The following is a 25,138-nucleotide window of genomic DNA, read 5'->3' as shown; positions in this document are numbered from 1 at the left end:
TCGTTCAGGAAATCACCGCCAATCATGATATAGTAGGATAATGCACATTAGAGTTGCTAGTATTTTGCTGGCACTCTATGTGTCATTGTAATTTGTTAATATCCTTCTTGCTTAATAATTACTCGAAGTTTGGAGTAATACCTTAAATAGCCCGCTTCTAAGGAAACTAGGTTAGATATCTGTCCTGAAAAACCTCCACCTGTCTCTGATTTTACTATTAAAGTATTATAAACACTTCTTCTAACGCCTGTAATCTCCCTTTAGATCATTGGCATAATATTTTCTTAACAGATTGATAATATCTGTCAGAGGAAGACGGGAAATTCTTTCATTCATTTCCTTACGCCTACCGTCCTGAGATTTAGAATCCAATTCGTTAAACAATGAGAAAATATTTACCATGAATTACTCTACCCTTAAAACGATAAGTAACTGGTCAATTCCAGTGTTAACCTCTGTCTTTATAGTTCTGTATCTAGTTAACAGAGAGTTTTATCGCTTTGTAATAAGCGAAGATCAGGTTGTTGAATGGGGCACATTCGCCTTTTTAATGTTGTCAGGATGTATTTCTTTAGCTCTTGCAATAAAGCACTGGAACTTGTTCCATCAATACCATTACTTCTTTATCGCTTTTTTTCTATTTAACTTTCTAGCCGGCTTTGAAGAAATCAGCTGGGGACAAAGAGTGATAGGCATGGAAACAACGGGGGTCTTTCACCAGTACAGCGATCAGAATGAAATAAACCTGCATAATACTTTCCAGGGAATTTTTCATATCAAAACGAAACATATTGCTCTTGTTGCTATGCTTATCTACGGTGTTGTATTCCCCAGAGTTGCAGAACGGAGTGCGTGGATTCAAAAATTGATCAACTTTCGCTTTTTAGTACTACCACCCAAAAGTATGACACCCGCATTTTTAATTGCTACTATTATGATGCTTGATTTTCAAACCGGTTACGAAGAAGAAATAGGAGAGCTTTTCTTTAGTATCTGCTTTTCGATCATGCTAAGTTGGCAATGGCAGTACATGAATGAATTAACCCAAAGTGCTTCCACAGACAGAACAGTATTTGTTCAAAGATACCGGCGGCCAGGTCCTGCGTTTTCCGGTCGTTTTATACTTCCAGAATGATCAGAGCCTAAACCTTATCACTTTTCTTATAGTTATTCCTCGCCTTCTAATTTATAAATATCGTATTTCTTCAGAGGGATCTTTTGGAGTTCGTCTGCCGTATTTATCCAAACCAGCTTTTTTTTAAGGTCTACGTCTACCACCATTGCAATTACTCCACTCCAAAGTACCAGGTCTTGTATTTTTGGAATGCGGGTATCGATTTTTATTAAGCTCATTAAACTATTGTGCGTGCTTGCAAAATTATAAAGATGTGCAAACATATAAAACTGTATGAATAAATAGTCTATTTCATGAAGAAAAAAGCCCTGATACTATGAGAGCACCAGGGCAACCTAAACCTTATCACAATTTGATGTTATAACGCCTAACCCAAATAATTGTTGTAGAAAATTTCAAATATCTTTATTTAATCTGAACTATTACTGTATTAGTCTGCCTGTCAGAGGTTTATTATCGTTTAATGTCATTGAGGAATTGTGAAGGAGTTTTCCCGAACTCTTTCTTAAATGCTTTTGTAAAATAGGATTGAGTTTGTATACCAACCCGGTAAATAACGTCTGAAAGAGGAACATCTTCATGAGTCATAATTTCTATGGCTTTTCGCAGTCGAATTGTTCTCACGAATTCACCGATAGACTGCCCGGTTATCGACTTAATCTTTTGATACAGTTTAGTCCTGCTCATACCGATCTCTTTACATAAAAACTCAATGTCGAGCTCAGGATTAATCAATTGAGATTCTATGATTTGCAACAGCTTATCTAAAAATTCTTTGTCTTTCGCAGTATGTACAAGCTCTTTAACTTCCGCATGACGATCCTGAGTATAATGCTCTTTCAGCTTCTGTCGTTGCGAGAACAGATTCTTTAAGGTAAGTTGAAGTAGTTGAATGCTAATGGGTTTGGTGAAATAATAGTCGGCACCTGATTCTACCCCTTCAATCTCGGACTGAAGAGTGTTTTTTGCGGTAAGCATCATAAAAGGAATATGGCTTATTTCCATATCATTTTTTACAAGGCGGCAGAACTCGATGCCGTTCATATCAGGCATCATTACATCGCTAATAATTAAATCTGGAGAAACGTCTTTCGCTTTTAGTAAACCTTCGCGACCGTTTTTCGCCTCACTTATCTCGTACAGATCACTTAAACTATCTTTTATAAAGTTCCTTAGTTCCTCATTATCATCAACCAGTAATAAGTGTTTAATATGATTTTCCGGCTTTCCTGATTCGCCATCCGATGTTATTGCTTCGACAGGATAATTATCTTCTTTAAACTGTAAGCTTTCTAGTTTAACCTCTGGTTCATCATTTTGTATTGTTTTCCTTTCCTCTGTCTGATAATCTGAGGCTGATGATGGAATAGCTACTATAATTTCCGTTCCCTGATGTCTTTCGCTTGAAACAAAGATCTCTCCCTTATGTAGGAATGTTAGGCTTTTTACGAAGGCGAGACCGACGCCCGATCCGAGGTGAGCGTCTGCAATCCGGTAATATCGTTGAAATAGGTGTTTAATTGAATCTCTGGAAATCCCTATTCCTGTATCTACAACACTTATGTAAATGTACCCCTTTGCTTTAATGTCATTTTTCAATACTAGAGTGTTAGGGTACTTAGGATTGAAAGAAGACATCTGTTCGAAAGCACTAATTTCTATGGAACCTCCATCCGACGTGTACTTGAAGGAATTATTGATAAGATTTAAAAGGATCTTTTCCAATACCTGCCGGTCAAACCAAATATCCCTGTTGATAGAGGTCTGAATAGTATACCTGATATTTCTTTCAGCGGCTGTGTTTTCAAAGTCTTCTGCAATCTCAGCTATAAATGCGTCAAGGTTCCCGGGACTTGCTTTTAATCGCAATGCCCCTGATTCAATTTTCCTGAAATCCATCAGTTCGTTGATCAATCCCATCAGGCGGTTCGCATTTTTGTACATCACCTTATAATACTGCTTAAATCCGCCGGTAGGATCGGTTTGCAGAAGCTTCTCCAGAGGACCAATGATCAAAGAAAGGGGGGTACGAAATTCATGAGAGATATTGGTGAAAAATTGCAGTTGTACCTGCTGCATTTCTTCACGCTTTTTCTCTTCCAGCTCTTTCAATTCCTGTTGCCGCCTATAGCTCAGGTATTTGTAGGCAATGGTAAGGATTAGGGCAATAATAAGCAATCTAAACCACCAGGTTTCCCAGAAAGGTGGTTGAATAATAACCTTTAGTGAGGTACCCTTCACATTCCAGGTTCCATCGTTATTCGAAGCAATAACCCTGAATTTATAAGTTCCCGGATCGAGGTTTGTATACGTCGCGGTATGCTTATTTCCTACATAATTCCAATTATCTTCAAAGCCTTCCAGCTTGTAAGCATACTGATTCTTATCCGGAGATATGAAGTTTAGTGCAGCAAACTCGAATGAAAAAACCGACTGATCATAACTTAGATGCAGCTCTTCTGTTTCGCTGATGTGTTCTTGTAGCGGAGAATCTTCAGACCCAATAGTAACAGGCTTATTTGCCAGTAAGAAGTCAGTAAGGATCACGGGTGGAACTTGGCTGTTGAAGTTAAGACGTTGAGGATGGAATATATTTAAGCCTTTATACCCGGAAAAGTAAAGGTTACCTTTTAAATCAATAGTACAGGCGTTCATCAAAAACTCGCTACCCTGTAGCCCATCTTTCACACTAAAATTTCTAACCTTCTTAGAATCCGGATTGAAGCAGCTGAGACCCTTGTTTGTGCCGAGCCAAAGGTTTCCTTTAGTATCTTCAATAATACTTTTTATTACATCGTTAGGCAGTCCGTCTTTCTGGGTAAATACGGTGAAAGTTCCTTTTTTTCGGTCCATTAGATTCAGACCGTTAGATGTGCCAACCCAGAAACGACCGGCCCGGTCCTCAAAGATACTGATGACCGTATTGTGACTAATCGTACTAAGATCACCCTTTTTATGGGTAAAGTGGACAAAAGCGTTCTTCCTGGGATCAAACTTTTCCAATCCACCACCGTCAGTTCCGATCCAGATTTTTCCCTGCTTATCTTCAAAAATGGTATAAACAAGGTCGTTATTTAAGCTTGCCGGATTGCCGGGGCTGTGGCGGTAATTGCTGAAATCTTTGGTACTGTAATTATAGCGGCTTACTCCCATATTCCAGCCTCCACACCAAACGTTTTTGTTTCTATCAACAAGTACCGTATTTAATTCATGCCCCGCGATAGAATTCTTATTTCCTGGCTTCGGGAGGTAATGAATAAAGCTGCCGCTGCGTTTATCAAAAAAGGCCATGCCACCTCGCCTTACCGCAAGTACGAGTGTATCATTGCTAAATTCTTTTATTGAATAAATTCCAACTTCAAAGCGGCTGATATTGGGATTGGGATAGTAGGTGAATTTATGTGTTGGTGGATCGAAGCTGTAAAGTCCGTTTTCTACAACGCCTAACCATATTGTTCCTTTGCTATCCCTGGTAATTGATTCTACACCCGGAAATGTAGCCAGAGGAAATTTATTATACAAAGGAAATTTGAGTAGGGCAGGGCTATAAAAGTTGACGCCTCCAGCCCATGTGCCGATCCAAATATTCCCCTGTTGATCTTTAAACAACGAATGCAGTGAGTCATGATTGAGACTTTGGGGATTTGTTTTGCTGGGCTGATAAGTTGTAAATAGATTATTCCTGGTATCAAAAATACAAAGACCTCCATTTTCTGTACCGATCCAAAGGATACCTGGAGAACCTTCCACAATACACCTTACGTCATTATGGGGAAGACTGTTAGTGCTGACAGGGTGTAGTGCGAATTGGGGATCGGCCTTATAGGTTTTTATCGATCCGTTAGTGCTGTTGACTAAAGCAAGTCCTCCTTCACTCATCCCGATCCATATTCTTCCCTGCAAATCTTCAAAAATTTCATGGATCACAGGACTTTGAATACTTCCGGGGTCTCCTGGTCTGGCTTGGAAATGCGTAATTCTTTTGGTTTTTGCTTGAACGCAGTACAAACCATTTTCTCCACCTATCCACAGGTTGCCTTTACGGTCCAATAACAGCTTGTTAACAACTCCTATAACAATCCTCTCTGTAGAAAGGTTATGCCATTTATTAAATCGCCGTGTCTTTTTATTAAAGGAATACAGGCCCTTATTGGTGCCCAAAAGCAAATTATTAGAATTATCTTCAATAATATCGCGCACCTCAGTCAGATCTTTTTCCGGGCTGTAGTGCTTGAACCTTTCTGTGTGGGGTAGAAAAAGGTTTAGTCCGTCGGGTGTAGCAATCCAAACATCTCCATTTTTACCTACATGAATATCATTGATAAGGTTTTCGCTAATGCTTGTGGTGTCTTCCAGTTTATTTCTAAAGATCTTGATCTGAGTTCCATCATACCGGTTAAGACCATCCCTGGTACCAAACCAGATAAAGCCTTTTTTATCCTGACATATGCTTTCGACCGTGTTATTAGATAAGCCTTCGTCAGTTGTTATATGTTGAAAATTAAGTCGTCCCTTTTGTGGTTGAGCTTTCAGTTGCGACAGAGAGAGAAGCAGCATCAGCAGGGCCAAAAACGGGCCGGGACATATACGGTTTAATCTATATGGCATTTAGATGGATAGTAAGCGAAGAATGAGACCAAGTTAAAAAAAATTAAAGCTATGAGCTGTCTGCGTGGAGAAAAAACGCTTCCTGATGGTCGAAATGTACGTAAAGACTAAAAGATTGAACGATTGAACCAATCATAAAGCATAGTATTATTGTCCTTTGTATCATGATCGCCGACTCAAAAAGCGACTGGTACTAACCATAAGGAAACTAATTAAAATCTTATTTATGCACAGCTTTACAAGTTACTTTAGAAGTTATTGGCTTCTTTTGATACTTATCCTTAACGCCGTTTCTTTTCGCTCTAATGGGCAGGGAACAGTTACTGTTACTGGTGTTGTTACCTCTGCAGCCGATAAGGGAACACTACCCGGTGTTTCTGTAAAAGTTAAAGGAGCAAGTACGGGAGCAACAACCAATGAGAAAGGAGTTTTCTCTTTACGTGTGCCTAACCTCCAGGCTACTCTCGTTTTCAGTTACATTGGGTTTAAGCAAAAAGAGGTAAACCTTGCGGGTAAGAACACTGTTAATGTGGCCCTTGAAGAAGAATCCAAGTCCCTTAATGAGGTAGTGATTGTAGGTTACGGAACTACCCGCAAAAAGGACTTAACAGGGTCCGTAGCAGTAGTAGGAGCAAGAGATTTCCAGAAAGGAAACATGACATCCCCTGAGCAATTAATTGCAGGAAAAGTTCCTGGCGTTGCGATTACATCCAATAGCGGGCAGCCAGGGGCTGGAAGTACTATTCGTATTCGGGGAGGTTCTTCATTGAATGCAAGCAATGATCCTCTTATTGTTATTGATGGTGTTCCCGTGGAGAGCTCTTCGGTTTCAGGTGCATCAAATCCCCTGAGCTTCATAAATCCTAACGATATTGAATCGTTTACCGTACTTAAGGATGCTTCAGCCTCGGCTATATATGGAGCAAGGGCTTCCAATGGCGTTATCATCATCACGACTAAAAAAGGATCTAGTGATAAGTTAAGGGTGACCTTTAATAGCGTAAACTCGGTGTCAAATGTTTTCAGATACATTGATGTTTTATCAGGTGATCAGATCAGAGAGATCGTAAACGCCAGCGATAAAACAGCCTTGAAGTCGCGCCTTGGTACAGAAAACACAGACTGGCAGAAGGAAATTTACCAGACTGCTTTTGGTACAGATAATACCCTTGGTTTCTCAGGTGGTATTAAAAAACTACCTTACCGCTTGTCATTAGGTTATCAAAATCAAAGTGGCGTTTTAAAGACCGACAACCTTCAGAAAACTACACTTGCACTGAACTTGAACCCTTCATTCTTTGATAAGCATCTTACTGTCAATGTCAGCCTTAAAGGAAGTGCTCAAAGAGCTCGTTTTGCCAATACTGCTGCTATTGGTGGAGCTGTAAGCTTTGACCCTACACAGCCAGTGACAACAAATAGTCCCCGCTTCGGTGGGTACTTTGAACATTTGGACCCTACTCAGCAAACTGGTTTGTATAATTTGCAAGGACGCAACCCTCTAGGGCTTCTTTATCAAAGAGAAGATATAGGTAAACCACTAAGAAGTATTGGTAATGTTCAGCTGGATTATAAGTTTCATTTCCTTCCTGAACTTCGTCTGACTGTAAATGCAGGATACGACGTAGCTAAAGGTAAAGGAACGGTATTCGTAACAGATAGTGCTGCTGCAGAGTATGTGCTTAATGGCGCGGGTGGTTTGAATAACAGGTACCAACAGAATAGGACAAATACTGTTCTGGAAGCGTACTTGAATTATGCTAAAGATATAAAGTCTATTAAAAGCAGGGTTGACGTAACCGCGGGTTATTCTTATAACGACTTCAAGACCAAGGCATATAATTTTGCCAACTATAATGCTAAAGGAGAAAAGTACGCAAACTCTGATCCTGCGTTTCCTTACGATATTCCTCAGTACCGCCTGATCTCAGTATTCGGCCGCGCTAATTATACTTTCAATGATAAGTATTTATTGACAGCAACTGTTCGTCGTGACGGCTCTTCCCGGTTTGGAGAGAATAATAAATACGGCGTATTTCCTTCAGTAGCGGCAGCGTGGACGGTGAAAAACGAACCATTCCTTAAGAATGTAGAGGCAATTTCCACTCTTAAGTTCCGCCTGGGTTACGGAGTCACGGGACAGCAGGAGGGTATTGCTAATTATGGATATATGGCTGCATATAACCTGAGTCAAAACACAACCACCTACCAATTCGGAAACACTTACTACCAAATGTACAGACCTGGCGGTTATGTTGCGAACATAAAGTGGGAAGAGACAGCAACCAGCAACATTGCGGTAGACTATGGCTTCTTGAACAACCGTTTAAATGGTAGTATAGAGTACTATTATAAAAAGACCAAAGATTTATTAGCTGCAGCCCCTCAGGCAGCCGGAACTAATTTTTCTGCTGTGGCTACCCAAAACATTGGTAACATGGAAAACCGTGGGGTTGAGTTCAGTGTAAGCGCTCAGCCGATCAGGAGTAAGAATCTGACATGGGATGCCTCATTTAACGTAACATACAATAAGAACAAAATTACAAACTTAACTCTGGTACCGAATGATCCCAACTACCTTGGTGCTCCGGTCGGAGGCATAACCAGTGGGGTAGGAGGGCAAACATCTCAACTAAATCCAGTGGGTGGTACCAGGAATACCTTCTACCTGTTTCGTCAATTATACGATGCTTCTGGAAAGCCACTGGATGGAGTTTTCGAGGATTTAAACGGCGATGGAGTAATTAGTCTGGATGACAGGTACCTAAGCAAGAGTGCAGTTCCTGAGTATTTCCTTGGTTATACAAATAATATCAGCTATAAGAAATGGAGTACCGGATTTGTATTGCGAGCTAATCTTGGAAATTACTTATACAATAATAACTATAGTGCTACGGGTACTTTCAATCAGATTACTGGATCTGCAGTAGTTTATAATGCTTCAGCCAACTATTTGGCAACAAGTTTCAGAGGAAGTGATTTCCAGGTACTAAGTGATTATTACCTTCAGAACGCGTCCTTCCTAAAGATGGATAATTTCAATATATCTTATAACGCCGGAAAAATCTTTCCTAATGGGGGGAATCTTCAGCTGAGCGGAATTATCCAGAATGTATTTACAATAACCAAGTACAAAGGACTTGATCCGGAAGTAAGCGGAGGTGTAGATAATAGCCTTTATCCACGCCCACGTACTTTTTCCATCGGCTTGAACCTAACTTATTAAGCTACTGATAAGAACAATTAAAAGGAAATTACATGAACCGCTATAAAAATATTTTCACTATTGCCTTATTGTCGTTGGCAATGGCTTCCTGCTCCAAGTTAGACCTTACACCAACAAATGATTTGGTAGCAGAAGACGTTTACGCAACACCACAAGGATATAAACAAGCTTTAGCAAAGGTCTATGGAGCTTTTGCTCTAACTGGTAACGCTACTACCGGAAGCCAGGACATTCCAGCAAGTATTATCAGGGATGAAGGAAACTCTGATTTTCTTCGTCTTTACTGGAATCTTCAGGAATTAACCACCGACGAAGCGGCATGGTCCTGGCCGGGAGACGCTGGAGTGCAGGGTTTGCATGAAATGAGATGGTCATCGATCAATGCTATCGCTAACGGATTGTATTACCGTTCTTTCTTCCAGATCACTCTGGCAAACGATTTCATCAGACAAGCTTCTGATGCTAATATTTCAGCAAGAGGAATCAGTGGAACTGAGGCTGAAGAATTAAAGAACTTTAGAGCAGAGGCAAGGTTCCTGAGAGCTTATCAATACTGGATATTGATGGACCTCTATGCTAACCCTCCTTTTGTGACAGAGAATGATGAGGTCGGTTCAGGAAAGCTTCCACAACAGATCCAGAGAAAGGACCTTTTTGCTTATATAGAGTCTGAACTAAAAGATCTTGAGAATTTACTTCCTGCACCGAAGACGAATGAATATGGCAGGGCAGATAGGGCAGCAGCATGGGCTTTATTAGCCCGACTGTATCTGAATGCAGAGGTTTATACAGGAACAGGACGATATACAGATGCAATCACCTATGCCAAAAAGATAATTGACGCCGGATACACTTTACATCCTAAGTATCGGGAACTGACCATCGCTGATAATCACCTTAATACAGACGAGAATATCTTCACCATCACTTACGATGGTACATACACTCAAAACTATGGAGGTACAACTTACTTAATGCACGGTCCTGCCAATGTTCCTGCTGATGTTACTGGTTCAAGTGGCGACTGGGGAGGTTTGCGTTTCACAGAAAACTTTGTGAACCTTTTTGCTGACAAAACGGGAAATACCGATAAAAGGGCCCAATTTTATACTGGTACAGCATCCAAGCCCCAAACACTTGACATGACCGAGATCTATTTAAGTACTGCAGGTTACTCAAGCACTAAATACAGGAATTATACAAGAACCGGTGCTCCTGCACCTCATATTGATGCTAAAAAGGATTTCGCTGATATCGATTTCCCTCTTTTCCGGTTGGGTGAGATTTATCTTACATATGCTGAAGCCGTATTGCGGGGAGGCACTGGCGGAAGTACAAGTACAGCTTTATCTTATATTAATGCTTTAAGAACAAGGGCTTATGATGGTAGTACTGCGGGTAATATCAGTGCTGCACAACTAAACCTCGATTTCATACTTGACGAGAGAGGCCGTGAACTGTACTACGAAGCGCATAGAAGAACAGATTTGATACGATTTAATAAATTCACTACAAGTGCCTATTTGTGGGCATGGAAGGGTGGTGTAAGAAATGGAGCTGCGGTTTCTGATAAGTACAATATCTTCCCTCTTCCTCCAACTGACCTGTCTTCTAACCCCAACCTTAAACAGAATAAAGATTACTAATCAATAAACCCTCATAAAATGAAAAAGTCATTAAGCGCGGTTTTACTTATGATATTGTTTTCGTGCCTATATATGGGATGCGAAAAGGACATAGAACAGAAAGTTTTATTAAGTCCCACTAATGTACCTGGCTTTACTACAAGCGCTCAAAGCCTGGTACTTTCCACAACTAATGATAATTCAAAAGTTGTTACTTTCAAATTCAATAAACCTGATTATGGAGTGAGGGTAGTGCCCTCATTTACCTTGCAATTTGATATTCCATCAGATACAACCGGTACAAACGCATGGGCAAAGGCAGTAGAGGTAAAACTGAGTGGCGACAGTACCGAAAAGTCTTATACAGGCAAGGATTTTAATTCGCTACTAGTAAATCAATTAAAGCTCCCTACCGGAACGCAAAGTACATTAGTTGTTCGTCTGAAATCAGACATTAACCAACCATCCGGAGATGCAAGTCCGGTTCAGCCCGTGTACTCTGTTGTTACTATGACTGTAACGCCTTACAAGGTGGAGATCATATATCCGGCTTTGATGGTTAGAGGCGGGAACTCCTGGATCACTCCAGCTACCCGTACTAATGGATTAGTGCTTACTTCTGTTAATTTTAATAATAAGTACGAAGGGTACCTATATCTTCCAAATGCTGATGGATGGGGTGGCGATGCCTTTAAACTCGAATCTTCCACTACAGGAAAGGTTTATGGCTGGGGAACTAGCGCAACTACATTAAGTGAAGGTGGTGGGAACTTATGGCTTGCTCCGGCACCTAATTATATGAAGGTTACTGTTGATTTGGATGCTATGACCATCAGTTATACTCCGGTAACTTTTTATATCTCCGGAGATGATAATAATTGGAGCACATCTGCAACTCCAATGACTTATGATCCGGCAACCAAAAAGCTGATAGCTAATAATGTGAATCTTACCGCAGGCAAAAAGTTCGTGTTTACCTCTAACGGTGGATATGACAATAGCTATAAAGTGAATGCCGAAGGGAAACTTGTTTTTGCTGGTCCTCCAGCATGGACGGGTAATAATATTACCGCCCCAAGTACAGGCGTATTCAAAGTCACATTAGACTTGAGTCAAGGTGCAGGAAAATACACCTATTCAATAGAATAAAATTACATGGTTAGTTAGTAACTCCGAGAGGCGCTTGCTATAAGCGGCGCCTCAAAAGAGTTTAGTGTCTATGTCAATTATTAAACCTCTACCCAATGCTAAAAATTCCGTTAATAAAAGGGTTTATTTCCGCATTCCTGATTTTGGCCCTTACTGCCATTGCTTGCAAAAAGAATAGCGCAGCCGAAGTTGAAGAAAAAGAAGAGACACCAGCAAGTCCTGTAAATAGCTTTGCTAAAGGTGCAGACATAAGCTGGGTAACAGAAATGGAAGCTTCAGGGGTAAAATTTTATAATGCACAAGGTGCTCAGAAAGAACTGTTCCAGCTCTTGAAGGATAAGGGAATGAACACAATACGCCTTCGGGTTTGGGTAAACCCTTCAGACGGATGGTGCAATAAAGCTGATGTATTAGCGAAGGCCTCAAGGGCTAAGAATTTAGGTCTAAGGATCATGATTGACTTCCATTACAGTGATTCCTGGGCTGATCCGGGCAAGCAGCCAAAACCTGCAGCTTGGGCAGGGCAGAACATCACCGCCTTAAGAACTTCTGTTTATAATCATACTGTAGATGTGTTAACTACTCTTAAGAATAACAGTATTGTGCCGGAGTGGGTTCAGGTAGGCAATGAAACTAATAATGGGATGCTTTGGGAGGAAGGTAAAGCTTCCGTAAGTATGAAGAACTTCGCCGACCTGATAAACAGTGGTTACACTGGGGTTAAAGCCGTTTTTCCTTTAGCAAAAGTGATCGTCCATATTTCCAATGGTTATGATAATGGTCTTTTCCGCTGGATGTTTGATGGTTTGAAGAATAATGGAGCTCAGTGGGATGTGATTGGTATGTCTATGTATCCGGAAGTTTCGGACTGGCAAATTAAAAATACGCAGTGCCTAAGCAATATGAATGATATGATCAGCCGGTACGGCAAGGAGGTGATGATCGTAGAGGTAGGGATGCCAGCATCGGAAGGAAACGCTGCAAAATCATTTATTTTAGACTTGATTACGAAAGTAAAGTCTCTACCGGACAATAAAGGACTGGGGGTACTGTATTGGGAACCCCAGGCTTATAATAGTTGGAAAGGATACAAGCTAGGGGCATTTGATGATAGCGGCAAACCTACCGCTGCCCTTGATGCATTTTTAAATTAGGTTAATTAATTGGTTCAGGTCATTGGAACGTCCTTGTTAATGACGATTTTAAACATCTTTAGCTCACCTAACACTCAAAAAAAGACGTGTGGAATCTTTAGGTGTAAAACAACACACTTACAATTAGAATGACTGCAAAAAAACTGTTTATTTTTCTGTTTTTATCCACTGTGCTTTCTTTTAACATAGCTTTTGCGCAGGATCAAAAAGGGGTTTATGTAGATGCAAATGGTGTAATGAGATGGAGAAGTACACAAAAAGAAGCATCTTTCTTTGGAGTAAACTACACCCTGCCGTTCGCCTATGGTTATCGCTCGCACAAGGTTTTAGGAGTAAATTTAGAAGAAGCCATTCGGCAGGATGTCTACCATATGGCACGCCTTGGCTTAAATGCCTTCCGGGTGCATGTTTGGGATACTGAGATTAGCGATTCTGTAGGTAATCTTATTGAGAACGAACACCTCAGATTATTTGATTTCCTACTAGCAGAGCTTAAGAAAAGAGGAATAAAAACACTTGTTACTCCCATAGCTTTCTGGGGAAATGGGTATCCGGAAAACGATGAAAAGACTCCAAGCTGGGTAAGCAAATATGGTAAAGGTACATCCGTAGTTAAGGAAGAGGCTATCAAAGCTCAGGAGAATTACCTCAAACAGTTTTTTAAACACGTAAATCCGTATACGAAATTAAGCTACAAAAACGATCCTGACATTATTGCTATGGAGATCAATAACGAACCACACCATAGCGGACCGAAAAATGCAGCTAAAGATTATATTAACAGACTTGCTGCGGCCACCAGAAGTACGGGTTGGACAAAGCCTGTATTTTATAATATCAGCGAATCTCCTTTTTACTCAGATGCCGTTGCAAATGCTAGTATAGATGGTGTCAGTTTTCAATGGTATCCCACTGGCCTGGTGGCAGGCCACACCCTTCAAGGAAATTTCCTTCCTAATGTAGATAGATATCATATCCCTTTTGATTCTATTCCGGCTTTTAGAAGTAAGGCTAAAATGATTTACGAATTTGATGCGGGCGATGTGCTTCAACCACTTATGTACCCAGCCATGGCCCGGAGCTTCCGTACTGCCGGCTTTCAATGGGCAACACAATTTGCTTATGATCCTATGGCAACGGCATATGCTAATACGGAGTATCAAACCCATTATCTCAACCTTGCTTATACCCCTTCGAAAGCAATCAGTTTATTAATCGCATCTAAAGTTTTTAATAAGGTGCCAAGGCTTAAAAAGTACGGGAATTATCCTGAGAGTAATAATTTCGAGAATTTCAAGATTAATTACGAGGAAGGATTAAGTGAAATGAACTCGGGCGAGGAGTTTTATTATTCAAACTCTACAGCTTCGAAGCCGGTTAATGCAGCAAAACTCAAAAAGATAGCCGGAGTAGGAAGTTCTCCTGTAATTGTTTACAATGGCACCGGAGCATACTTTCTTGACAAGGTAGAAACAGGAGTTTGGCGGCTTGAAGTTATGCCTGATGCTATTTCAATTAGGGATCCTTTCGCCAAAGCATCTTTATCTAAGGAGGTGACCCGTATAGAATGGAAAGATCAACCAATGACTGTACGCCTGGCTGATCTAGGCGATGATTTTCAGGTCAAAGCATTGAATATGGGTAATACATTTAAAGCTACGGTTGCCAATAGCACCTTCCACGTTTCTCCAGGAACGTACCTTTTACTTCAGAAGAATAGGGAATTTAAGACTGCGGCAAAATGGGCAGGAAACCTTGGCCTTAATGAGTTTGTGGCTCCCAAAGTAAAATCAAACGATGTATTTATAAGGCATGAACCCTTTTTAGAAATTAGTGAAGGCGCAGACCTCAAAGTGGTGGCGACAGTAACTGGTCTTACTTCGAAGGCGAAGGTACTGCTTCTGATCAACCAGTTATCAGGAGATTATAAAACAATAGAAATGCAAGCGGGGCATGGTTATGAATACACAGCAATAGTTCCTGCATCTTTTGTTATCCCCGGTTTATTGAATTACCGTATCGCTGTTAAGCAGGGAGATCAGGATATTGTTTTTCCGGGAGGACATAAAGGAGATCCATGGGCATGGGATAATTTCAATAATGAAACATGGAAGACTTATGTTGCCGCAAAAGGTAGCACCTTAAAGATCTTTGATGCAGGAAGGGATATGAACATCAGTCGAATTCCTCAATGGGATAAAAATGTGAGATCGCTGTACGTTACTTCAGATAAAGGTAGTCAACTTGTATACCGGTTAGAGGCTGACCAGTATCCATCCGATGAAGTGCTAGGTTTCCAGGATTTTGTAACCGAAAAACTTACCGGACGGGCAGCTGAACTCAACAATTTTAGTACGATCCGCCTACGGGCAAAAAGGGTTTCTGAACAAAAAGTTAAGTTAAAGATCTCCCTAATAAATAAAGAAGGTCAGGCCTATTCAGTCCTTGTTGATCTGCCAGCTATGCTTAGCGATGTAAATATTCCGCTGAGCTCATTTTTGCCCGGAACTGCATTGTTGCTTCCGAGACCATATCCAGGGTTTCAACCATTGTGGTCACCCGCACGCTCGGTGGATCAGCGCCCCAACCTTAGGGATATTCAGAAACTGGAAATAACAATAACACCAGAAACCAAATCTACAGGATTTGATATTGAATCAGTAGAGTTGGTAAAGTAGAACTCTTTTTCATATATTTTATTTCAAAGGAAGGCGAAAGCTCAAGTCTACGGGCTTGGGCTTTTTTAGTACTGTTGGCGCATTAAGATTTGTAATTGAATGAGCAAAAATTTATCCTATTTTAGCTGTTCCCGGCTGGAAAGATAAGGGCTGGGAAGTATATTTAAGCTTATTTAAAATGACAGATTTTTCCCGTCGTCGGTTCCTTCAGTCCTTAACACTAGCATCCGCGACAGTATTCATCGAGCCTGAAAATTTAGTTGCGTCCGAACATCAGTATATTGAAGACCCTGAGAAAAAACTAACATTCCTGTTTCAAGGAGACTCGATAACTGATGGGAATCGCGGTCGCAATACTGATCCTAACCATATTATGGGACATGGATACGCTTTCTCAGCAGCAAGTAGAATTGCTGCGGATTTTGCTGAAAAAGATCTGGTATTCTATAATAGGGGAATAAGTGGAAACAAGGTGACCGATCTGCAGAAGAGATGGGAGGAAGATAGCATTGCTCTAAAGCCAGATGTATTAAGTATCCTCGTTGGTATTAATGATGTCGCTGCTGTTATCCAGAAGCCTGAATCCGCGAAGAGTCCGGAAGAGTTTAAAGCCATTTACCATGATATCCTGCAGAGAAGCATGACTGCCAATCCTAAATTGCTGCTTTTACTAGGCCTACCTTTTGTCTATCCCGTTGGCCGGGTAAAAGAAAATTGGGAACTATGGTCACGGGAGGTGGAAAAAAGGGGAGAAGTAGTTCGGAAGCTAGCCAGAGAGTTTGATGCAGTTTTGATTGATTATCCGTCAGTGTTTACAAAGGCATTTAAAAGAAAGGAGCCTGCCTATTGGATATGGGACGGGGTGCATCCAACCATCGCCGGACATGAACTAATGGCGAGAGAATGGCTGAAGCAAGTTAGCAGTCGGATACGTTTTCTTAAGAAATACAAGTACTAGTTAGTTAAGAGGGCTTTGAAAGTCCAGTTTTCTTTATTGGGATCATTAAATGTTTTTTTAGGCATCAATGAGATCACTGAGCTAAGTTTTATTGGCCTCCGGCAACCTTCAGATGACTTTACACCCCCCGCTTGCGGATTTTGCCTATGATGGTTTTCGGAAGCTCTTTTGATAGGCCAAGGGACTTTTACCTTTTAGTAATTTGAAAAACTTGTGAAAGCTTGAGAAGTTATTGAACCCGCTTTGAAAGCAAATCTCCTTGATATTATAATCGCTTTCTATCAAAAGCTTGCAAGCATGGCCAATCCTGATTTCGTTAATGAACTCGGAATAGGTTTTCCGGCTTCTCGACTTAAAGAATTTACAAAAGGAATTAGGACTCATAGCCGCCACTTCTGCAATTTCTTCCAGACTGATCTTTTTCCGGAAGTTGCTGATGCTGTAGTTATATATAGCGTTTATCCTGTCTTTTTCCGACTCCAGAAAATTGTGCTGAAATCCTACTGTAGCTAAAAGTTTTATGTCTTTAGATTCTGCAAGTGTAAGCATAACCTCAATGAGAGCCAGCACTTTTCGCGTTCCTTCGAGCGAGATTATTTGTTCAACTTTAGTCCCGAGCAGAGGATCATATTGTGCTCCCAATTGAATCCCTCGTTTCGATTTTTCTAACAAAGACCTTAGTGCCTTATTTTCCGGAAGGTTCAGAAATGCTTCTCCCCAAAATAATTCATTAAAATGAATCACAACAACATCAACTTTATCCTCCGTATCCGCTAAGAAGTATTTATCGTGGAACTGCCAGTAGTGAGGTAAGTTAGATCCAACCAAAACCACGTCTCCTTTACTGAAAGCACTTATATCATCTCCAATGAACTGAGTTCCTTCTCCCTCCTTAAAATATACCAGTTCCAGTTCGGGATGAAAATGCCAGCGATTATTAACATCGGGCTTTGTACCTCGCCTGGCGTTGAAGGAGTTTGACTCATCTTTGAAAACTTTTAATAACTGAGGCTTCATTGTAAAGGGAATATACAAAGTATTGCGTGCAATAGTCTAAGTAGAGCTCCAAAAATAAGACTAAGGACAATATTGCATAATAATTGGATAAAATGATAAACTTTTAAATGTAAGAGTTCACGTTCTTTTGTAATAGTTACAGCTAACGTATTATAAACCGGGGGGCATGGGTTCTCCCGATCAATAACTAGATGATGGAGAAAGCTTCTGCTCATACCTATATACAGATACATCCTGCCGATAATGTTTTAGTGGCCCTTACAGACTTGGGTAGTGGGACATTAATTAACTTCAATGGCTCTGTTTTTCCACTGATAACACCGGTTGCCGCCAAGCACAAATTCAGTATTTCAGACCTGGCAATTGGCGACGAGGTGTTTATGTATGGAGTACTGGTAGGGAAGGCTTCAGAATACATTCCTCGTGGAGCTGCACTTACGGTAGATAATTTAGTTCATGCTGCACAGGATTTCAAGCTTGGAGACAGGAAAACAGTCTGGACAGCACCGGATGTTTCAGCATTTAAAGAACGAAGCTTTTTAGGTTATCATAGGGCAGACGGAAGCGTGGGTACTGCAAATTACTGGCTGGTTATACCTCTGGTATTCTGTGAGAACAGGAATATATCGGTACTTAAGGAAGCATTAACGGAAAAGTTAGGTTTTTCAAAACCAAAGAAATACGAGCTCGAAGTTGATTCTTTAGTAGATCTGTATAAAGCAGGAAAGTCAGTAGAGGAAATACTTCAGGCAGATCTAAAGTTTTCGGAAAAGAACCCGGAGGGTCAGAAGCTTTTTCAAAATATTGATGGTATAAAATTTATCAATCACGAGCTGGGTTGCGGCGGTACCCGTATGGATTCTGATGCTTTATGCGGACTACTTGCAGGATATATAACTCATCCGAACGTAGCAGGCGCTACTGTTTTGAGTCTTGGTTGCCAGCATGCGCAGGCAAGTATCCTGCAGGCAGAGATACAAAAACGGGATCCTCATTTCGGCAAACCTTTGTATATACTTGAGCAACAAGCTCTGGGAACGGAAAGTAAGTTATTACAGGAAGCACTTAAACAAACTTTCGCGGGATTGATCCAGGCCAATAAGAATGAGAGACAACCTGCACCTCTTTCAAAACTAAATATTGGACTGGAGTGTGGAGGATCAGACGGGTTCTCAGGAATTTCTGCAAACCCGGCATTGGGTTATCTTTCTGACATCCTTGTAAGTTTGGGCGGAAGTGTGATCTTAGCAGAATTCCCTGAGCTATGTGGTGTAGAACAGGAGATAAGTGACCGTTGTGTTGATGTACCTACGGCTGAAAGATTTATTAACCTGATGCGCTCTTACAATGCCTTAGCTGAGGCTTCGGGTTCAGGTTTTTACGCCAACCCCTCACCCGGAAATATTAAAGACGGATTGATAACAGACGCAATAAAATCTGCAGGGGCGGCAAAGAAGGGGGGGACTTCTCCGGTTGCAGCTGTGTTAGACTATCCTGAAAAGGTAAGCAAGCCAGGATTAAATTTACTTTGTACTCCCGGAAGCGACGTCGAAAGCACAACAGCGGAAGTGGCAGCTGGAGCTAATATTGTATTATTTACTACCGGTCTGGGCACTCCAACCGGGAACCCAGTTGCTCCTGTTGTAAAGATATCTACCAATACAGCTTTATATCAACGTATGCCAGACATTATTGATATAAATTGCGGGACGATCATTGACGGTGAAGAAACAATTCAACAGTCGGCAGAACGTATTTTGGATTATGTAATTTTGGTAGCCAGTGGTGTTGTGCAACCGAAGGCAGTACAATTAGGTCAAGACGATTTTATACCCTGGAAAAGAGGGGTTTCACTATAGAAATTAAACTATGTTCAGTTTAGCAAATAAACACGCAGTTATTACAGGTGGCGGCAGCGGAATAGGAAGAGCGATCTCAATTCTGTTTGCAAAACAAGGTGCCACTGTTCATATTTTCGATCTTAATGAACAAACAGCAGAAGATACTTTGAAAGAAATCAAAAATGCTGGAGGAAAGGGAGATTTTTACAAGGTTGATGTAACCAATCAGCAACAGGTAATTGATGCTTTCGCTGCAATGGGAACGGTTGATATCCTGGTAAATAATGCTGGTATCGCTCATGTCGGAAATGTTGAAAATACGCAGGAGGCTGATTTTGAGAGAGTATACAATGTAAATGTTAAGGGTGCCTACAACTGTTTCTATGCAGCCATCCCTATGATGAAAGCTAAGAAATCGGGAGTAGCTTTAAGTATGGCTTCTATTGCTTCCTCTGTTGGAATAGCCGATCGTTTTGCATATTCCATGAGTAAGGGCGCTGTGCATGCCATGAGTATGTCTGTTGCGCGAGATTACCTTCAGGATGGGATCCGGAGCAATACAATTTCCCCGGCGCGTGTGCACACGCCTTTTGTAGATGGCTTCATCTCAAAGAACTATCCCGGTCAGGAAGCAGAGATATTTGAGAAATTATCAAAGAGCCAGCCTATAGGTCGCATGGGCTCTCCGGAAGAAATTGCTTACTTAGCATTGTTTTTATGTTCTGAAGAATCAGGCTTCATAACGGGTAGCGATTACGCTATTGATGGTGGTTTTATAAAATTGAATAATTAAAAGAAAATGAAATTAATAAGATACGGAAATCCGGGAGAAGAGCTTACTGGTGTACAAATTGATGGTATTAATTACGACACATCAGCTTTTGGTCAGGATTATGACGAAAAGTTCTTTGCTAATGATGGTATTGAGAAGCTTAAGTCATTTGTAGATGAAAACAGAGATAGCTTAAAAGTTATAGATGCTAACGTACGTTTGGGAGCACCGGTGGCACGTCCATCGAAAATAGTTTGTGTGGGTCTTAACTATGCAGATCATGCATCTGAAACCAATGCAGCATTACCTTCCGAGCCAGTATTGTTCATGAAAAGTACAACGGCACTAGTTGGTCCTTTTGATGATATCATGTTGCCAAAAGATTCTGTAAAGACCGACTGGGAGGTTGAACTTGCAGTGGTAATTGGTAAAAAAGCTTCTTATGTAGAGCAGGAAGAAGCAAACGATTATATCGCAGGGTATGCTCTTCATAACGATGTATCTGAAAGAGAGTTTCAGCTGGAGAGAAATGGTACATGGGATAAAGGAAAAGGTTGTGATACATTCGCTCCAATAGGACCATTCTTGGCAACAAAAGAGGAGATTTCTGACGTAAACAATCTGAACCTTTGGTTGACTGTTAACGGCCATAAGATGCAGCAGGGAACTACTGCCCATCTTATCTTCAATGTTCCTTTCCTGGTTTCCTATATCAGTAAGTTCATGACTTTACTTCCCGGTGATATTATTTCAACTGGTACCCCTGCAGGAGTAGGTTTAGGTTTCAATCCTCCTGTTTACCTGAAAGAGGGAGATGTTGTTGAACTTGGAATTGATGGTCTTGGTACTTCAAAGCAAAGAGTTATTGCTTTTTCAAAATCTTAAATTCTCATTATAACCTATAATAAGCCTGCAATTCTATTGCAGGCTTATCTAAATTAAAACTAACCTTTCTAAACTCTAAAAGATGGATTTGAAGCTTCAAAACAAGGTCATTATCGTGACCGGTGGTGCCAGAGGTATAGGCAAAGGGATAGCTCTGGTATTGGCCAGAGAAGGTGCTGTTCCTGTCATCGTAAGCCGGACTGAATCAGAAAGCTTAAAGACAGTTGCCGAAATTGAAGCAGCAGGTGGCTCAGCATTCCAGGTTCCTGCTAATTTAACTGATCCTGAAAGTTGCAAGACTGCGGTAGAAGCAGTAGTGGCCCGATTTGGAAGGATCGACGGACTTGTGAATAATGCAGGAGAGAATGATGGTGTAGGTTTAACAAATGGTACATATGAGAGCTTCATGAACTCCCTGCATAAAAACCTGGTGCATTATTTCTTAATGGCCCATTTTGCTTTCCCTGAGTTGATAAAGGCACAAGGAGCAATACTTAATATCAGTTCGAAAACAGCCGATACGGGCCAGGGTGGTACGTCGGGATATGCAGCATCAAACGGAGGAAGAAATGCACTTACACGCGAGTGGGCGGTAGAATTACTGCCACATAAGGTTCGTGTTAATGCTATTGTAGTTGCCGAATGTTGGACACCCTTATACGAGCGATGGATCCAGACCGTTGAAAATCCGGAAGAAAAACTCAGGTCGATCGAGAAACATATTCCTTTAGGAAACCGTATGACTACAGCTGAGGAAATTGCCAACGCTGCCGCTTTTCTTTTGTCTCCATTATCCAGTCATACAACCGGCCAGATTACCTATGTAGATGGCGGTTATGTACATTTAGACAGGGCAATCTAATTCTTTCCCAAATCCTTTTCTAATACATAAATTAAAGGCCTTGAACTTTTTCCAGGCCTTTACAACTCTTTGCTGCCGTTTCCTTTTCCAATAGCTCTTTCTTAATCACTATAAAACATAAACAAACAGAGTAATAAGAGGTTAAATTTAGAGTGCCCTGAATTGGTCAAAACGACAAGTTTTTAATAGGTAGATAATTAAGAGGATAGGAAAATGGCGGCTAAATCTTATGCAAGTTCCCGAGCGCTAAAGCTAGACAGGAAAAATACTTTTAAGCTTGAAAGTTCAAAAGATCTTGGTCCCTTATTAGAAAGGGTTGGCGAAGCACATTATGTCCTACTTGGCGAGGCGACGCATGGAACGCATGAATACTATACCTGGAGGACCGCGATCAGCAAAAGACTAATCAAAGAAAAAGGTTTCAATTTTATCGCGGTAGAAGGCGACTGGCCCGACTGTTATAAGCTTAACCGTTATGTAAAAGGCTACGAACACCAGGATAAAACAGCCCATGAACTTTTAGAAGAATTTGATCGGTGGCCAACATGGATGTGGGCTAATTGGGAAATAGTTTCTCTAATCAATTGGTTGAAGGAGTATAACCTAAGTCAACCTGTCGATAAGAAGGTAGGCTTTTATGGGCTGGATGTTTACAGTTTATGGGAGTCGATGGATGTTTTAATGGATTATCTTTCACTGAACGATCCTAAGGCGGCAGAATATGCAGCGGATGCAATTCGTTGTTTTGAACCTTATCAGGAAGATGAGCATCGCTATGCCCGGGCACAAAAGTTTATGGATGATAGTTGCCAGGAGCACGTGATAAATCTGCTTTCAGAGGTTAGAAGAAAGGCTTCGAACTATAGCCAGGATCCCGAGGCTGCATTAAATGCGCGGCAGAATGCTGAAGTGGCAGTAAACGCTGAAATGTATTATCGAAATATGACAGGGTTTGATGTTAATACATGGAACTTAAGGGACACCCATATGGTGGAAACCCTAAACAGGCTTATCCAATTCCATGGCACTGGAGCGAAAGCTATAGTTTGGGAGCATAATACCCATATCGGAGACGCCCGCTATACAGATATGGTGCAAACTGGAGACATCAATGTGGGACAACTATTAAGAGAACAGAAGGGCGAAGATGACACTGTTCTTGTTGGGTTTGGATCATATCATGGAACTGTTATCGCTGGTGACAGTTGGGGAGCTCCGATGCGAAAAATGATAGTTCCCGATGCAAGACCTGGTAGTATTGAAGATCTGCTTCATCGAGAGTTTCTAGAAAACCAGCTTTTAATATTTGATAAGAATAACAGAAATGAACTGTTTAGTAAAATGGTAGCACATAGGGCTATTGGGGTTGTTTATAATCCTGATCATGAACGTTATGGTAATTACGTACCAACTATTTTAAACAGACGTTACGATGCATTTATCTACATCGACGAGACCAAGGCGTTGAATCCCTTGCATATACGTATAGATGGGCACAAAATTCCAGAGACTTATCCTTTCGAGTATTAGGAAGCTCTAAGATTTATTTTTTAAGTTACAATTTTTGAACATTCTAATTTAAACCATAAATTGATTGATTTTTAATGGTATATTAGAGCTGCATTGCCTACTTTAATTATAGCAACAGCCTAACCATTTATATCAGAGCCTAATTGTTTTACACTATGCCTAAAAGAATACTTGCAGTTGATGATGATCAGGATATTTTAGATTGTATTTCTTTTATTCTTAAGTCTGAAGGATATGAAGTTAAAGGAATACCATCTCGCAGTAAGATAATCAAGTATATTGTGGAGTTTAAACCGGACCTTTTAATTCTTGATATTAACCTCGGTAAGGATAACGGACTTGAGATCTGTAAACGACTTAAAAATAATATTTATACAAGCCATATTCCCATCATTATCATTTCAGCAGATCCCTCAATTAACCTGGCTGTTAATAGTTATCAGGCTGATGCCATTATAGAGAAGCCATTTGAGATCGAGAATCTATTTGGTATCGTGAATGAATTTTTATTAGCCAAAGTTGTTCCCTTGATCAGAGCGTCTTAAACCCCCTTTCCGGTAAAATGGACAGTTGGGTTTTTTCTAATCACGTTTCGAGCTCTTTCTGATTTTTAACTCACACGCTATTATTTTCTTTGACTGTTCTTTCTTGTCCGTTTTCTTCAATAGCTCATCAAAATATACCTTGGCTGCCTGATACCCCAATTCTTCACCCTTTTGATCTATAGACGAAATTGGGGGCTCAATAAGTTCAGTAAAAGGTTCATTCGCAAAACCAAAAAGGCCTATATCATTAGAAACACGTAATCCTGCTTTTTCAATCGCTTGTTTTACCCCTAATGCTTGAATGTCTGATATGGTGAAAAAGGCATCTGGGGCATCATTCAGAGAAAGTAACTCTGTCGCTATTTCAAAGGCCAATTGCTTTTCAAGTGTTTCTTCAACTATAAAATTATATGGGATAGGAAGACTCGCTTCCTTAATCGCTTTAAGAAATCCTTCTTTACGTTGTCTATATATGTTAAGATGAGATGGGCCACCAATAAATGCAATTTTCTTGTATCCTTCTTCAATCAAACTTTTCACTGCCTTGTATGCCGCTTCCTGGTTGTCGTTCTCTACCTTGTGGCTATCGATCATCTCTATGCATCTGTCAAACTGGATCAAATGAATATTATGTTTCAGAATTTGTTCTAATGAAACAGCATTTGAAGTTTCAATAGATGCTGAAAGTAGGATACAATCAACATTCTGATGAATGAGTGTTTCAATGGCAGTTTTTTCTTTACTAAAGTTATCATGAGATTGACAAATGATCAGACTATGATTATTCTCCGCACAAGCTCTTTCAATCCCAGAAATAGTATCTGAGAAAAACCCTTGATTTATATGGGGTACAATTACACCCAATGTGCGGGAGGACCCGCGACGAAGGTTAGCGGCATGAGTATTATGCTTATAATTCAATTCCTCTGCCTTTTGCAGCACTAAAGCCCTTACCCGCTCGCTCACTCCTGGCTGGTTATTCAGTGCTTTCGATATATACGAAACAGAGATTCCCAGTTCTTTTGAAAGATCGTAAATAGTTATTCTTTTATTAATCATGCGCTTGGGGCAAAAGTATAAGATTTCTGGATAAAGTAAATTTCATATAAAAATGGAAATCGATTTTGTAATAAGGATATGAAGAAAAGTTAAA

17 protein-coding genes are annotated in these 25,138 nt (G+C 40.6%); 13 read left to right on the top strand and 4 right to left on the bottom strand.

Annotated features, from left to right (window positions below):
• Positions 1–400 precede the first annotated feature (400 nt).
• Positions 401–1,135 (top strand): hypothetical protein, encoded by a 735-nt coding sequence (locus tag J4N24_RS18765; protein ID WP_207535252.1) that lies wholly within the window; start codon positions 401–403, stop codon positions 1,133–1,135.
• A 32-nt stretch (positions 1,136–1,167) separates the two neighbouring features.
• On the opposite strand, the gene J4N24_RS18760 is transcribed toward J4N24_RS18765, so the two are convergent.
• On the bottom strand, positions 1,168–1,353 hold the full coding sequence (locus tag J4N24_RS18760) for a hypothetical protein (protein WP_207535251.1): 186 nt from the start codon (positions 1,351–1,353) through the stop codon (positions 1,168–1,170).
• Between the two features lie 235 nt (positions 1,354–1,588).
• Positions 1,589–5,743, bottom strand: coding sequence for a hybrid sensor histidine kinase/response regulator transcription factor (locus J4N24_RS18755; RefSeq protein ID WP_207535250.1), 4,155 nt, complete (start codon positions 5,741–5,743; stop codon positions 1,589–1,591).
• Positions 5,744–5,969: 226 nt separating this feature from the next.
• Here J4N24_RS18755 and J4N24_RS18750 point away from each other — a divergent pair, with 226 nt between their 5' ends.
• The 6 genes from J4N24_RS18750 to J4N24_RS18725 all read left to right on the top strand — a co-directional run bounded on the left by J4N24_RS18750 (position 5,970) and on the right by J4N24_RS18725 (position 16,533).
• Positions 5,970–8,969, top strand: coding sequence for a SusC/RagA family TonB-linked outer membrane protein (locus J4N24_RS18750; protein WP_207535249.1), 3,000 nt, complete (start codon positions 5,970–5,972; stop codon positions 8,967–8,969).
• A 32-nt stretch (positions 8,970–9,001) separates the two neighbouring features.
• A complete protein-coding gene (locus J4N24_RS18745) occupies positions 9,002–10,615 on the top strand; it encodes a RagB/SusD family nutrient uptake outer membrane protein (RefSeq protein ID WP_207535248.1) in 1,614 nt (537 codons plus the stop codon).
• Positions 10,616–10,633: 18 nt separating this feature from the next.
• Positions 10,634–11,743 carry a SusE domain-containing protein gene (locus J4N24_RS18740; RefSeq protein WP_207535247.1) on the top strand — a complete coding sequence of 370 codons (1,110 nt, stop codon included), beginning with the start codon at positions 10,634–10,636 and terminating at the stop codon, positions 11,741–11,743.
• A gap of 95 nt (positions 11,744–11,838) precedes the next feature.
• Entirely contained in the window at positions 11,839–12,897 is a 1,059-nt protein-coding gene (locus tag J4N24_RS18735; protein ID WP_207535246.1) for a glycoside hydrolase family 53 protein, read from the top strand.
• A gap of 128 nt (positions 12,898–13,025) precedes the next feature.
• A complete protein-coding gene (locus J4N24_RS18730) occupies positions 13,026–15,575 on the top strand; it encodes a cellulase family glycosylhydrolase (protein ID WP_207535245.1) in 2,550 nt (849 codons plus the stop codon).
• Positions 15,576–15,753: 178 nt separating this feature from the next.
• On the top strand, positions 15,754–16,533 hold the full coding sequence (locus tag J4N24_RS18725) for an SGNH/GDSL hydrolase family protein (protein WP_207535244.1): 780 nt from the start codon (positions 15,754–15,756) through the stop codon (positions 16,531–16,533).
• Between the two features lie 144 nt (positions 16,534–16,677).
• Here J4N24_RS18725 and J4N24_RS18720 read toward each other — a convergent pair whose 3' ends face one another.
• Positions 16,678–17,550: an AraC family transcriptional regulator gene (locus J4N24_RS18720; protein WP_207535243.1), complete on the bottom strand. Its 873-nt coding sequence runs from the start codon at positions 17,548–17,550 to the stop codon at positions 16,678–16,680.
• A 194-nt stretch (positions 17,551–17,744) separates the two neighbouring features.
• Here J4N24_RS18720 and J4N24_RS18715 point away from each other — a divergent pair, with 194 nt between their 5' ends.
• The 6 genes from J4N24_RS18715 (at position 17,745) to J4N24_RS18690 (ending at position 23,985) form a co-directional block, all read left to right on the top strand.
• Positions 17,745–19,409, top strand: a complete 1,665-nt coding sequence (locus J4N24_RS18715; protein WP_207535275.1) for a UxaA family hydrolase — start codon at positions 17,745–17,747, stop codon at positions 19,407–19,409.
• 10 nt (positions 19,410–19,419) lie between these two features.
• Complete coding sequence (locus tag J4N24_RS18710; RefSeq protein ID WP_207535242.1) at positions 19,420–20,184, top strand: SDR family NAD(P)-dependent oxidoreductase; 765 nt, start codon at positions 19,420–19,422, stop codon at positions 20,182–20,184.
• A gap of 6 nt (positions 20,185–20,190) precedes the next feature.
• A complete protein-coding gene (locus tag J4N24_RS18705; RefSeq protein ID WP_207535241.1) occupies positions 20,191–21,048 on the top strand; it encodes a fumarylacetoacetate hydrolase family protein in 858 nt (285 codons plus the stop codon).
• 82 nt (positions 21,049–21,130) lie between these two features.
• Positions 21,131–21,910, top strand: a complete 780-nt coding sequence (locus tag J4N24_RS18700) for an L-fucose dehydrogenase (protein WP_207535240.1) — start codon at positions 21,131–21,133, stop codon at positions 21,908–21,910.
• 213 nt (positions 21,911–22,123) lie between these two features.
• The gene (locus J4N24_RS18695; protein ID WP_207535239.1) at positions 22,124–23,440 is read left to right on the top strand and encodes an erythromycin esterase family protein; all 1,317 of its coding nucleotides are present in this window, start codon (positions 22,124–22,126) and stop codon (positions 23,438–23,440) included.
• A 155-nt stretch (positions 23,441–23,595) separates the two neighbouring features.
• On the top strand, positions 23,596–23,985 hold the full coding sequence (locus J4N24_RS18690) for a response regulator (protein ID WP_207535238.1): 390 nt from the start codon (positions 23,596–23,598) through the stop codon (positions 23,983–23,985).
• A 36-nt stretch (positions 23,986–24,021) separates the two neighbouring features.
• Here the strand turns inward: J4N24_RS18690 and J4N24_RS18685 are convergent, their stop codons facing one another.
• Entirely contained in the window at positions 24,022–25,044 is a 1,023-nt protein-coding gene (locus tag J4N24_RS18685; RefSeq protein ID WP_207535237.1) for a LacI family DNA-binding transcriptional regulator, read from the bottom strand.
• Between the last annotated feature and the right edge of the window lie 94 nt (positions 25,045–25,138).

Source organism: Desertivirga arenae (assembly GCF_017355785.1).
Lineage (GTDB): Bacteria > Bacteroidota > Bacteroidia > Sphingobacteriales > Sphingobacteriaceae > Desertivirga > Desertivirga arenae.
Note: the sequence above shows the minus strand (reverse complement) of the source record. Positions and strands in the feature narration are given on the sequence as shown.